Source organism: Sorangium sp. So ce281, assembly GCF_051527395.1.
GTDB lineage: Bacteria > Myxococcota_A > Polyangia > Polyangiales > Polyangiaceae > Sorangium > Sorangium cellulosum_B.
This window is the reverse complement of record NZ_CP150322.1, coordinates 3,693,024-3,705,460: the sequence shown is the minus strand read 5'-3', so window position 1 is coordinate 3,705,460 and position 12,437 is coordinate 3,693,024. Positions and strand designations below refer to the sequence as shown.

Below are 12,437 nucleotides of genomic sequence, written 5' to 3'. Positions count from 1 at the left end.
CCCCGCCGCGCAGGCCTCACCTCCTGCGCGGCGCGCTCTCGCCCGGAGCAGCGAGCGAGCGCCCTCGGGCCGGGCAGCTCGGCGCCACGATCCCGTCGAGCGCAGCGCCGCCATCACCCGCGCGCGCACGACGCCCCGGACGTCCCCGCGCCGATGCGTCGGCTACAGGACGAAGTGATCCATGAGCTGAAGGACCTCCAGGTTCAGCCCCTTCAGCGCGGCGCACTCCCGCTCCACCTCGGCCTGGAAGACCGGCTTGATGTGGTAGAGCATCGTCGGCAGATCCCTCGGCGCGCGGAACTTCTGGAGCTCGAGGGCGAGCGTCTGCGGCGTGTGGTGGCCGCTCACCGTGGCGAGGCGCTGCTCCCGGTTGGGGAAGCTGACCTCCATCAGCAGCGCGCGGAGGTCCTGCTGCTGGTTCAGCACCTCCCACAGCCGCTCCGTGGGCCCGGTGTCGCCGCTGTACGCGATCGCGCCGCCGTCCCCTTCGATCACGAACGCCGACGCGTCGATCGTGTGCGTCACGTGGACCGCGCGCACGAGCCGCCCGGCGACCGGCGTGGGGCGCTCCGGCTTGAGCTCGAGGTACTGGATGGTCGGCTGCCCGGCGCTCGGGATCACCGCGAAATCGGGCCAGAGCACGTTGTTGAAGAAGTGCTTCTTGAGCGTGCGCAGCGTCTCGCGCGTGCCCGCGATCACGAGCGGCGGGCACCCGAGCTGGCAGCGGTTGTCCGCGATCGTGGCCAGGTCGCGGATGTGATCGAGGTGCGCGTGGCTCACCAGGCACGCCTCGATCCGCGCCTGGTCCTTCACCTCGAGCCCGCTGGTCAGCGAGCCGGCGTCGATCGCGAGGACGTCGTCCACGACGAACGCGCACGTGCGATGCCTGGGGGTCTCCCCGCCGTGGCAGCCGATGACACGGAGCTCCACTGGTTCAGCTCTCTCCGCCGAACTTCTGCGGCATGTCCAGGAACTCGATGAAATCCCGGAACCTGCGCATGTCGGTCACCATGATCGCCGCGGGTCCAGGCGGCCCGTACGAGAGGAGCTTCAGCCGGCGGAGCCGCTTCATCACCTCGTCCACCGTCTCTCGCTCGACGTCGACCTCGCGCGCGATGTCCTCGGGAGAGGAGCGGACGCGTATGCCTTCGGGCGTCTCCTCGCCGAAGGCCTCGGCGTGGCGCGCGAGCGCCAGCATCACGCGCGCCTTCGGGTCACGGTGCATGAGGATCTCGACCAGCGAGTTCGCCGCGTCGAGCCGCTTCGCCAGCTTCTTGAGGAGACGGAGCGCTATCTCGACGTCGCGCTGCAGCATGACCTCGAGCTTCCGCGCGTCGATCACGACGCAGCGGGACGGCTCGCTCACGGTGGCCGTCGCGTTCCGAGGCTTGCCGTTCAAGATCGCCATCTCGCCGACGAACTCGCCGGGCCCGAGCACCGCGAGCACCTTGTCCTCGCCGGCGACCGATTTCGTGATCCGCACGGCGCCCGACTGGATGACGAACATGACGTCGCCGGAGTCCCCCTCACGAAAGAGCACGTCGCCCGGCACATACTCGCGGCCATAGCGGGCGAACGACGACTCCGACATTGCCCGGGAGTCTAGCGCCCCACGTGACCGCGGGTCAAAAACCCGGGCAAGAGCGCTGGCGCTCACAAAACTCGAGGGGCCCCCCGAGCCAGCATGCTTTGGAGGACCCCTCGGCCCGCTTCGTCGGGGCAGCGCGCCCGGCGGGCCGGCGCCGCGCGGAGGCGGCGGCAGCCCGGGAGCGGCGCGGATGGGCGATCAACCCATGTCGAAGTCGCCCATGCCGCCCATGCCGCCCATGCCGCCCATGCCGCCCATACCCCCCATGCCGCCCATGCCGCCGGGAACCCCGCCGGCCGCGGCCTTCTCCTTCTTGGGCTTCTCGGCGACGAGGGCCTCGGTCGTGAGCATCAGCGCGGCGACGCTGGCCGCGTTGGAGAGCGCGTGCCGCACGACCTTGGCCGGGTCGATGACGCCGCCGGCGAGCAGGTCCTCGTACGAGTCGGTCGCGGCGTTGTAGCCGAACGTCGGCGCGCCCGACCGGACCTTCTCCGCGACCACCGTCCCGTCGACCCCCGCGTTCTGGGCGATCTGGCGGAGCGGCGCCTCCACGGCGCGGCGCACGAGCCTCACGCCGACGTCGCGGTCGTCGTTGAACTTGAGCGACTCCAGCGAGGCGGCCGCCCGGAAGAGGGCCACGCCGCCGCCGACCACGATGCCTTCCTCGACGGCCGCGCGCGTCGCGTGCAGCGCGTCCTCGACGCGCGCCTTCTTCTCCTTCATCTCGGTCTCGGTCGCCGCGCCGACCTTCACCACGGCGACGCCGCCGGCGAGCTTCGCGAGCCGCTCCTGGAGCTTCTCGCGATCGTAGTCGCTCGCCGTGTCCGCGATCTGCTTGCGGATCGCCTCGATGCGGCCCTTGATGCCGCCCTTGTCGCCCTGGCCGTCGACGATGACCGTGTTGTCCTTGTCGATCTCGACCCGCTTGGCCGTCCCGAGGTCGCGCACCGTGGCGCTCTCGAGCTTCTGGCCGAGGTCCTCCATGAACGGCGTCGCGCCCGTGAGGATGGCGATGTCCTTCAGCATGTCCTTGCGGCGATCGCCGAAGCCGGGCGCCTTCACGGCGGCGACCTTGATCGTGCCGCGCAGCTTGTTCACGACGAGCGTGGCGAGCGCCTCACCCTCGACGTCCTCGGAGAGGATGAGCAGCTCGCGCCCCTGCTTCACCACCTGCTCGAGCAGCGGCAGGAGGTCGGCCATGGCCGAGATCTTCTTCTCGTGCACGAGGATGAGCGGGTTCGTGAGCACCGCGGTCATCTTCTCGGGGTCGGTCACGAAGTAGGGCGAGAGGTAGCCGCGGTCGAACTGCATGCCGTCGACGGTCTCGAGCTCCGTCGTCATGCGCTTGTTCTCCTCGACCGTGATCACGCCCTCCTTGCCGACCTTCTCCATGGCGTCGGCGAGGATCTGGCCGATCTCCTTGTCGCCGTTGGCGCTGACCGTGGCGACCTGGGCGATCTGGTCCTTGTCCTTGGTCGGCTTGGCGGCCTTCTGCACGGCCTCGATGACCTTCGCGACCGCCGCGTCGATGCCGCGCTTCAGATCCATCGGGCTGTGGCCGGCCTCGACGAGCTTGAGGCCCTCGCCGAAGATCGCTTGCGCCAGCACCGTCGCCGTCGTCGTGCCGTCGCCGGCCTTGTCGCTGGTCTTCGAGGCGACCTCGCGCACCATCTGGGCGCCCATGTTCTCGAGCTTGTTGGCGAGCTCGACCTCCTTGGCGACCGTGACGCCGTCCTTCGTCACGACCGGGGAGCCCCAGCTCTTCTCGATGACGACGTTCCGCCCCTTCGGCCCGAGGGTCACCTTGACCGCATCGGCGAGCGTGTTCACGCCCTTGAGGATCGCGGCGCGAGCGCCGCGGCTAAAAACGATCTGCTTGGCAGCCATCTCTCAATCCCCTCGCGGCCGCGAGGCCGCGTGTACTAACGCTTGCGTTCGGTAGCCTCAGACCTGGTTCACGTCGCGGCGGGCTCGGTCACGGCGAGCACGTCGTCCTCGCGGATGAGCACGTGCTCCTCGCCGTCGAGCTTCACCTCGGTGCCGCTGTACTTGCCGAACAGCACCTTGTCCCCGACCTTCACATCGAGCGGGCGAACCTTGCCGTCCTTCAGGACCTTGCCGTTGCCCACCGCGACGACGCGCCCCTCGATCGGCTTCTCCTTCGCGGCGTCGGGGATGATGATGCCCCCCTTGGTCTTCGTCTCGCTCTCGACGCGCTTGACGACAATCCGATCCTGCAGCGGCCTGATTTTCATGGTGGCTCCCTCGTCCTCGGCTTGTTGACTGACCATCGGCTCGCCGGAGGTCCCGTTCGCCCCCCCGCTGGGGCGTTCCGCCCGCGCGACGAGAGCTAAGTGCCCGAGATCGCAGTCTCTTGGCACTCTCCTAGGCCGGTGGCTAAACCGCGGCCGAAAGTAAATCAGTCACCCGGCGCGTCAAGGGCACGCAGCAGGGAGCCGCGACTTTTCCGGAGCCGAGAGTCCCGAACGGCGAAGCCGAGATGTCGGGAGAAGCGACGGCGAGGGCGCGGTCGCGACCTCGTGGAGCCTCCTCGGGGACGAGCCCCCGACAGCACGTGGACAATCTGGACGGATCATGGCGAGAGCACGACGACGCGCGACGACGCGCGACGCGCGACGGCAGCAACGGACGGCATGCAACGAGGGCGGAGCGGGTTGAGCGAGGGGTTGGGCAGGGGGGAGGCCTTGCTCACCCCATGAAGCGCTCGAACCATGCGAAATATGGGCGATTTCTGGCAGCGGGCATTTTTCTTCGGCGGGTCCGATCTTGATCGCTTGACAATCCAGGCAGCCCAAGTAGATTCCGCGGCCCGTGGCGCTGATGAACACGGCGCTGACCCCTTGGGGGATCGTCTAACGGCAGGACGCAAGATTCTGGCTCTTGCTATCAAGGTTCGAATCCTTGTCCCCCAGCCAGGCCGCTCAGCTCAGCTGTCGGCTTTCTCCGCAGAACAAGGTCCCATCGTCTAGCGGTTAGGACATCGGCCTCTCACGCCGGTAACGCGGGTTCGATTCCCGCTGGGATCGCCACTTCACCCCCTCGCCTCGTTTCCTGCTGCTTCCGTCTATGTCGTGCGTCGAGCGCGACGCGAAGCGCAGCGTCGTTCGACGAGCGCGCGAGCACGCAGATCAGCGAGAACGTCCTGCTCCGTTCACGTTGCGCTACCCTCTGGCGCATTCGTCCGAGGCGAGGTGCCCCGCGCGGCGGCCGCCGGCCCCGTGGCTCCTCGGCTAGGACGGCGGCGCTTTCTCCTCGCGCCCGTGCTGTCAGCCTGAGCCGCGGCGCCCGTCCGCCGGCCGCCGGGGCTTCTCGGGGGGCACCGCCGACGCGACGAGGAACCCTTCGGCGCGGTGCGGGGCGAGCCCGCAACGCGCGTTCATGCGCTTGGCGATCTCGTCGCCGGCCTTGACGAGCGCGTAGAACCACCGGATCCCGAAGCGATCGTGCCCTTCCCGGAGCGCCGCCGCCTGCAGCGGGGCCCCGAGCCCCCGCCCGCGGTGGTCCTCGCGCAGGCAGGTGCAGATCGGCATGGCCGTCCACGAGGGCGCCTCGCCCACGTCGGAGATCCAGAGCGGCGGGGCGCCCAGCAGCCCGAGCTGGGCGAGCGCCTCGCGCCCGCCGATCTCGGCAGGCTGTGGCCGCGTCACGACGCACAGGGTGGTGCAGCCGATCAGCGCCCCCGCGCCGTCGCGCAGCGCGAACGTCAAGGAGCGCCCCTCGCCGCCGCGCAGGTACCACCCCGGGAGCGGCGCGTGGCCGCTCTCGGCCTGAAGCTCCTGGATCGCGCGGATCGACGCCTCGTCGTCGTCCGGCGACACCCTGGACAGGCGCAGGCCCGGCGGGAATGTGCGAAACCGGCTGAGCCCCTGCACCGCGGCGCGCACCTCGCCGGCCGGGGCGCCCATCACCGAGAGGTCCTCGTCCACGGAGAGCCCCGCCTGGCGCAGCGACGCGGCGAGCGCGGCGAGCTCCGGCCGGGGGGCGTGCAGGATCACGCGCTCGAAGCAGCGCACGAGCGCCTCGCGCCGATCCGGCGGCGTCCGCTGGGCGTGCAGCAGGATCAGCGAGCGACCGTCGGTCGTGATGCCGTCCTGCTCGCCGATCCAGTCGCGGGCGGCGTACAGGATCCGCTGAGCGCGGTAGTCCGCGGCTTCACCGAAACAACCCGGTCCGTCCGCAGGACCGGGGCCGCGCTGCTGCGGGGCGTCGTCGCGATCGAGGTCGAAGGCAAGCATCATGGCGGCATCCCTCCTGTCGAGAAGCAACGGCGGCTGCCACGAATGGCGGCCCCTGGAGGAGCCGCCACCCGGCGCGGGACGCCCGCGCCCAGCGCCCGAGCGAGCCCCTGCCGCGCCGCGCAGGTCCACCGGCGAGATGGCCTGACGCGGCGGTGCGCGAATGCGGGAGAGCTCCGCTCCACCAGCGGCTGTTCAGCCCGCGTGTCGAGACTTCAACTTATCCCTGCTCGGCGATCGCGCAAGCGGCGACATGCCATGATCCGGGCGGCGCTCCAGCCGGGACACGCACGCTCACGCATGCTTACAAGCAATCGGAATCACTAGCAAATCAGACCAACATCCACTGTCGACCTCAAGGCACATCGCCGCCCGACGGGGCCGCGACGTGGACATAGAACGACCTAGCCTGGAGAGACCCATGGCCCCGGGCACCCGCGCGTCGGGGGCGGACCGGCGAGGCGCGTCGGACCAGGGTGCTCGCACGCGGTGGCCTTCGGCGGTTGAGGACGATCGCGCGCCCTGGTAGGTTGGCGTCCAGTATTGCGCGATGACCACCGCCCTTGTCACCGACTCCGACGACGACGCGCCCGTGACGCCCCGCCCGTTTCTCAAATGGGCGGGCGGCAAGGGCCAGCTGCTCCGGCAGTTCCAGCCGCTCCTCCCCGCGTCCTACGGGCGCTACTTCGAGCCCTTCATGGGGGGGGCCGCGCTCTTTTTCTGCCTGCAGCCGAAGCGCGCGACGCTGACGGACGTCAACGCCGAGCTCATCGACTGCTACCGGGCGGTGCGCGATCGGGTCGACGAGGTGATCGCCGCGCTGGGCGGCCACGCCTACGAGGAGGCGCACTACTACAGGGTTCGCGACGTCGATCCCGCCTCGCTCACGCTGCCCGAGCGCGCCGCGCGGACCATCTTCCTGAACAAGACGGGGTTCAACGGGCTCTACCGGGTCAACAGCGCCGGCCGCTTCAACGTGCCTTTCGGCCGCTACGTCAAGCCGTCCATCTGCAACCCGCCCCAGCTGCGGGCCTGCTCGGCGGCGCTGCAGGGCGTCGAGATCGAGGTCCGCGACTTCGAGCGCGTGCTCGACCACGCCCAGGAAGGTGACTTCGTGTACCTGGACCCGCCGTACTCGCCGGTCTCGCCGACCGCGAACTTCACGTCCTACAGCGCGGGCGGCTTCGGCTTCCGCGACCAGGAGCGCCTCGCCGCCCTCTTCGCGGAGCTCGACGGGCGAGGCGTCCAGGTGATGCTCTCGAACTCCGATGTTCCGGAGATCCCGCCGCTCTACAAGCGGTTCAAGATCGACCGCGTCGCGGCGCTCCGGAGCATCAACGCGAAGAGCGACGCCAGAGGCCGCGTGGGGGAGATCGTGATCCGGAACTACGGGGCCAGACGGAGCCGCAAGGCGGCGCCCGCAGACAAGGCGGGCTGAGCCCGGCGCCGCGGCGCGCGGCTCAATCGACGGTCTTCCCCTCGTGCTTCTTCGGATCGGGGGCCGCGCGCTCCTCGGCGTACGCCATCGCCACCTCGATCTCCTCGTGGATCTCGCGCGAGGTGACCTTGTTCCCCGAGGGATCGACCGCCTCCCACACGAAGCCGCGGACCTCCCCCGGGCGCTCGGGTATCCAGCGGACCCGCAAGGTCCAGCCGTGCAACTCGGCCGTATAACCACCTTCCTCGTGATCCCGCTGCCATGCAGAGACGGTCGGGTGCTTCACCATCGTGACGTCTCCGGCGCAGAGGGTCGAGAGGACAGAAGAACTGTTCCCGAATGGCCGCGCTCCCCCCCCGAGCAACGCCGCCGTCCGGGAACACGGGGAAGATAGCAGGCGCCCGGCGCGCGGCGATCAGGCAGGCGTGTGTTCCTCATGCGGATGCACCTTACCCGAATCCCAGCGCGCGCCGAAAGGTCCTCGCCTTCCGATGGGGCCGTCAGCGCGAGCAGCGTGAACAGCACAAACACCATCGCGCGGACGGGCGGCGCCTGCGACGCGCACCCCATGCTACGAAGCATGCATGGGGGCAGGAATCGTCGTCTTCTTCGGGCTCGCGCTCGTCGCCTATCTCCTGGTTGCCCCGCTCGTCGCCTTCGTGTTCGCCGTCCGGGCCAACCGGCGCAACGAGGACCTGCAGCTTCGGATCCACGCGCTGGAGCACCGGGTGGCCGAGCTCTCCGGACAGCGCGGCCGCGCAGCGCTCACCGCAGCGGCGGAGAGCCCGCGAAGCACACACGGCCTGGAGCAAGAGCCGATGGCCCAGGGCGCGATCCCGCCCCCAGCGGCGGGGCAAGCCGCGCTCGACCCCGAGAGCGCAGGTGCGCCGCCCGCGCTCGACGCGGCGACCGCCGGCGCGCCGCCCGCGCTCGACGCGGCGACCGCCGGCGCGCCGCCGGCGGTCGCGTCCACGGCGTTCGCCGCCGCGTTCGCCGCCGCGGAGGCCGCGGCGCCCCCCGCGGTCGCGTTCCCGGATCCCGCCGCTCCTCCAGCGCCTCGCCCCACGGCGACGCTCGACGCGAGCGCGTTCGGCGCCGGCTCGCCCGCGCACCGCGAAGCCCCGGAGCGACCCTCCATCGAGGAGCGGCTCGGCCTCACCTGGCTCACCCGCGCAGGCGCGACCACCTTCTTGCTCGGCGCGCTCTTCTTCTTCAAGTACGCCTCGGACAACGCCTGGATCGGGCCGTTCGGGCGCGTCGCGATCGGCGCCGCGACCGGGGCCGCGCTCCTCGCGATCGCCGAGGTGCTCCGCGAGCGCGCGCAGCGTCGCTTCGTCCACACGCTCCTCGGACTCGGCCTCTCGGTCCTGATCGCGTCGGTGTGGGCGAGCGCCGCGCTGTACGAGCTCATCCCGATCCCCGCTGCGTTCGCGGCGGACACGGTGCTCCTCCTGCTCGGCGCCGGCCTCGCGCTCCGCCACCGCGGCGAGGCCATCCTGATCCTCAGCCTCGTCGCCGGCTTCCTCAACCCCGTCGTGCTGTCGACGGGGCAGGACCGGCCGCTCGTGCTGTTCGGCTACCTCCTGCTCATGACGAGCGTCGCCCACGCCGTCGCGGCGAGGCTCGGCTTCCGCGTCGCGCCGTGGCTCGCGATCGCAGGCCATACGGCGCTGTTCTGGGGCTGGTACGCCACGCACTTCGACGCCGGCGCCGCCCCGGCCAGCGGAGACCCGGACGCGGCGCCCTGGCTCGACTCGCCCGCGCAGGCGCTCCCGGGGCCCTACTTCCCGCTCGCCGCGCGCGCGGCGCCCCTCGCGTTCGTCGCGCTCGCCGCGGCGCAGGGCATCGTGCGCGCGCTGTGGCTGCGCCGCGCGCCCGCCCCGAGCCCCGACCGAAGCGCCGCGCTGACCGGCGGGGCAGCGACCGGCGTCCTCCGCGTCGCGGCGCGCGCGGACGCCACGGCGACCAGCATCGCCGCGCTCGTGCTCGCCCACGCGGGCGCGACCGCGCTGCTCTTCGACGCGCCGCGCGCGCTCACGGCCACCGCCATCGCGCTCGCGCTCGCGTCGCTGGTCGCCCTGCGCGCGCCGGAGGAGGGCGCCTGGCTGCTGGCGCCGATGGGCGCCGCCTTCCTCGCCTTCGCCGCGACGTTCGCGGACGCGCCTGCCGCGCACCGGACGACGCTCGTCGCGCTCGTCGCGGCCTGGACGCTCGTCTACCTCGCGGGGTGGCTCCGCGGCGCCGGGCTCACAGGTCAGCTCGATCGGAAGACCGCCATCGCGTGCTCCGCCGGCGCGGCGCTCTTCGCCTGCACGGCGGGCATGCTGCTGATCGAGGACGATGCGGCGCTCTTCGCGCTCGCGCTCGCGGGCGCGGCCGCCCTCGCGGCGTGGACGGCCGCGCGCGCCGCGCTCCCCGCCCTGCTCCTCGCCGCGGCGCTCGTCTCGGCAGGCGCGCTCGCGGCGGCCGCGCGCTTCGCGATCGCGCCGGCGGACGCGGGCGCCTCGGCGGCCGCCGGGGCCGTCGACGCCGTGAGCGCCGTCAACGCAGGGTTCCTCGGCGCATCAGCGCTCGTCATGCTGGTGTTCCTCGGCGCCGCGGGCGCCTCGGCGCGGCGCACGCGCGAGCCCGGCGCGCCGGCGCCCTCGTGGTCCGACGCGCTCGCCGCGTGCGTGGCGACGCTCGGGTTCGTCGCGGCCGCGCTCGGCGCCACGCCGGAGGACGCGCCGACGCTCCGCGCGCTGCTCACCGCGGGCGCCGGCGCCCTGGACCTGGCGCTCGGCGCCGCGCTCCTCCGCGCCGGCGTGACCCGCGCCGGCGCCGCGCCCCCCGCCGATCGCATCGCCCTGCTCCTCGGACAGGCGCTCGCCCTGTTCGCCGCGGCCGTCGCGTTCGGGCTCGGCGGCGCGACGGTCACCGTGGTCTGGAGCATCCTCGCGGCCGTGGCGGCCGCGATCGCCGCGCGCACCGGCGAGCGCGCCTGGCTCGCGGTCACCCTGCTGCTCTTCGCCGCCGCCCTCGCGCGGGCGCTCGTCGTCGATCGGGCCGAGGCCGAGGCGCTCGTGACGACCTGGTTCGCGACGCACGGCCGCGACGGGACCATGGCGGTTCCCGTCCTGCTCAACGCGAGGACCTATGCGTTCGCGGGCGTGAGCGCCGCCCTGCTCGCCGCGGGGCGGCTGCTGTCGCGCGCGGCGCTCGCCCGCCCCCCGGACGCCGCGCGCGCCGAGCTGCGCGGCGCCGCGGCCGCGGCGCTGGGCGCAGGGTATGCCCTGCTCATCACGACCGTCGTCCTCGAGGTGCGGAGCGCGATCACCGCGCTCCCCGCCGCCCCCCCTGCCCCGCTCGACGCGGCCGAGTTCGCCGAGCTCACCGTGCAGCACCGCGCCGCCCTCGAGGGCCAGCAAGGCAGCCTCGCGATGGCGACCACGCTCGTGCTCGCCCTCGCGGCGATCGCGCTGCTCACCGCGGGGTTCGCGGCGCGCGACGCCTTCCATCGCTACGCCGGGCTCTCCCTGTTCGCCGTCACCATCGCGAAGCTCGTGACCTGGGACGTCTGGCACGTCGAGCGCATCTACCAGATCGCCCTCTTCACGGGCGTCGGGGCGCTGCTCGTCGGCGGAGGGTTCCTCTACGCGCGGTTCGGCCGGCGCCTCGTGACGCTCCTGCGCGCCGGATCGCGGGGCGCGGCCGGGCCGCTCGCGCTGCTCGCGGCGATGAGCCTCGCGCGGCCCGCCGAGGCGCAGACCGGCGCGGCGCTCCCGACCGGGAGGCACGCGCTCGTCCGGCCCATCGAGGGCGTGGACGCCGCCGGCGACCACCGGGTCGACGTCGATCTCGACCTCTACCGCGAGAGCCGCGCGGAAGAGCTGCTCGCCGACGTCCGCATCGCCGGCCCCGACGGCGCCGAGGTGCCCTACGTGATCCGCGAGCCAGGCGCCGCGCACGCCTCCGGGCGGATCGCGGCCACGATGCTCGATCCGGGGGTCGACGCCGCCGGCGTGGCGCACGCGACCTGGGCGCTCGACGCGCTCGGCACGCGCCACTGCCGCGTCGAGCTCAGCGTCACCGGCGGCAGCTTCCTCCGCGAGGCGCGGGTCGAGACCGGCGCGGATCCGAGGGCGCTCAGCGAGGTCGCGCGCGGCGCCTACGTGTACCGCATCCCCCAGGGCACGGAGACGGTCGAGCACCTGTCGGTCCGCTATCCCCTCTCGCGCGCCGCCCTCGTCCGGATCCGCCTTGTCCCCGAGGGCGCCCCGGCGCGCGACGCGGCCGCGGAGGTCCGGATCACGGGCGGCGCCGTCTCGTGCGAGCCGCAGGCCCCCACCGAGTCCCCCGCGCTGCTGCCGCTCGCGATCGTCGAGACGCAGCGGGACAGCGAGGCGAAGACGACGCTCGTCACCCTCGACGCCGGCGCCGACGGCGCGCCGCTGGAGGCCGTCCTCCTCGACGTCGCCACGCCGGAGTTCAGCCGCCGCGTCGACGTCGCCTCGACCACGTACCGCGCGGTCTGGCCGGCCGTGGGGAGCGGCATGATCCACCGCATCCATCCGCACGGTGCGTCAGGGCCCTCGCTCGCGTCGACGCGGATCCCGCTGAGCCCCACCCGGAAGCGCTTCCTCCGGCTCACGATCCACGACGGCGACTCGGCGCCGCTCTCCCTCTCGGGCGCGCAAGGCGAGGTGCGGGCGCGCGAGATCGTGCTCCGCGCCGCGCGGCCGGGGCCGCACTGGCTCTACGTCGGCGACACGCTCGGCAAGCGCCCGAGCTACGATCTGGTCGACCTGCTCGACCCCACCGCGCGCGAGCGTCCCCCCGCCGCGAGGCTCCGCGCCGCAGCGGCAAACCCGGGGCTCGGCGCCGCCCCGGTCGCGCGCGACCTTCCGTTCACCGAGCGGCACCGCGCGCCGATCGGGGGCGCGCTGGCCGTCGGGTTGCTCGCGCTCTCGCTGTGGGCCGCGCGGCTCCTCCAGCGAGGGGAACCGGAGCGAGACGAGCGAGGCGAGCGAGGCGAGCGAGGCGAGCGAGGCGCGCCGCCCGACGACCCCACGCCGCCGCGGCAGCGAACAGAAGACAGCGAGCCCAGGCCGTGATGTGCTCGCATGTTGCCGCAGGTCGCCGGGAACGCGGCGCTCCGGCGGTCCGGACGAACCAT

General features: G+C 72.7%; 8 protein-coding genes and 2 tRNA genes. 4 read left to right on the top strand and 6 right to left on the bottom strand.

Annotated features, from left to right (window positions below; translation table 11 throughout):
- Nucleotides 1-162: 162 nt before the first annotated feature.
- From WMF27_RS14155 to groES, 4 genes are all read right to left on the bottom strand, one after another.
- A complete protein-coding gene (locus tag WMF27_RS14155) occupies nucleotides 163-930 on the bottom strand; it encodes an MBL fold metallo-hydrolase (protein ID WP_437717768.1) in 768 nt (255 codons plus the stop codon).
- Nucleotides 931-934: 4 nt separating this feature from the next.
- A complete protein-coding gene (locus tag WMF27_RS14150; protein ID WP_437768348.1) occupies nucleotides 935-1,591 on the bottom strand; it encodes a Crp/Fnr family transcriptional regulator in 657 nt (218 codons plus the stop codon).
- A gap of 195 nt (nucleotides 1,592-1,786) precedes the next feature.
- The gene (groL, locus tag WMF27_RS14145; RefSeq protein WP_437768349.1) at nucleotides 1,787-3,475 is read right to left on the bottom strand and encodes a chaperonin GroEL; all 1,689 of its coding nucleotides are present in this window, start codon (nucleotides 3,473-3,475) and stop codon (nucleotides 1,787-1,789) included.
- A 68-nt stretch (nucleotides 3,476-3,543) separates the two neighbouring features.
- Nucleotides 3,544-3,843 carry a co-chaperone GroES gene (groES, locus tag WMF27_RS14140; protein WP_437768350.1) on the bottom strand — a complete coding sequence of 100 codons (300 nt, stop codon included), beginning with the start codon at nucleotides 3,841-3,843 and terminating at the stop codon, nucleotides 3,544-3,546.
- Nucleotides 3,844-4,450: 607 nt separating this feature from the next.
- On the opposite strand from groES, the gene WMF27_RS14135 reads away from it, so the two are divergent.
- Together WMF27_RS14135 and WMF27_RS14130 are read left to right on the top strand one after the other, a co-directional pair.
- Nucleotides 4,451-4,524, top strand: a tRNA-Gln gene (locus WMF27_RS14135).
- A 39-nt stretch (nucleotides 4,525-4,563) separates the two neighbouring features.
- Nucleotides 4,564-4,638 (top strand) — tRNA-Glu (locus WMF27_RS14130).
- A gap of 237 nt (nucleotides 4,639-4,875) precedes the next feature.
- Here WMF27_RS14130 and WMF27_RS14125 read toward each other — a convergent pair.
- Nucleotides 4,876-5,847: a hypothetical protein gene (locus tag WMF27_RS14125; protein ID WP_437768351.1), complete on the bottom strand. Its 972-nt coding sequence runs from the start codon at nucleotides 5,845-5,847 to the stop codon at nucleotides 4,876-4,878.
- A 547-nt stretch (nucleotides 5,848-6,394) separates the two neighbouring features.
- Here WMF27_RS14125 and WMF27_RS14120 point away from each other — a divergent pair.
- Nucleotides 6,395-7,282: a DNA adenine methylase gene (locus tag WMF27_RS14120; protein ID WP_437768352.1), complete on the top strand. Its 888-nt coding sequence runs from the start codon at nucleotides 6,395-6,397 to the stop codon at nucleotides 7,280-7,282.
- Between the two features lie 22 nt (nucleotides 7,283-7,304).
- On the opposite strand, the gene WMF27_RS14115 is transcribed toward WMF27_RS14120, so the two are convergent.
- The gene (locus tag WMF27_RS14115; protein ID WP_437768353.1) at nucleotides 7,305-7,571 is read right to left on the bottom strand and encodes a hypothetical protein; all 267 of its coding nucleotides are present in this window, start codon (nucleotides 7,569-7,571) and stop codon (nucleotides 7,305-7,307) included.
- A gap of 295 nt (nucleotides 7,572-7,866) precedes the next feature.
- Between WMF27_RS14115 and WMF27_RS14110 the strand changes: the two genes are divergently transcribed.
- Nucleotides 7,867-12,375, top strand: a complete 4,509-nt coding sequence (locus WMF27_RS14110) for a DUF2339 domain-containing protein (protein WP_437768354.1) — start codon at nucleotides 7,867-7,869, stop codon at nucleotides 12,373-12,375.
- Nucleotides 12,376-12,437: the final 62 nt, after the last annotated feature.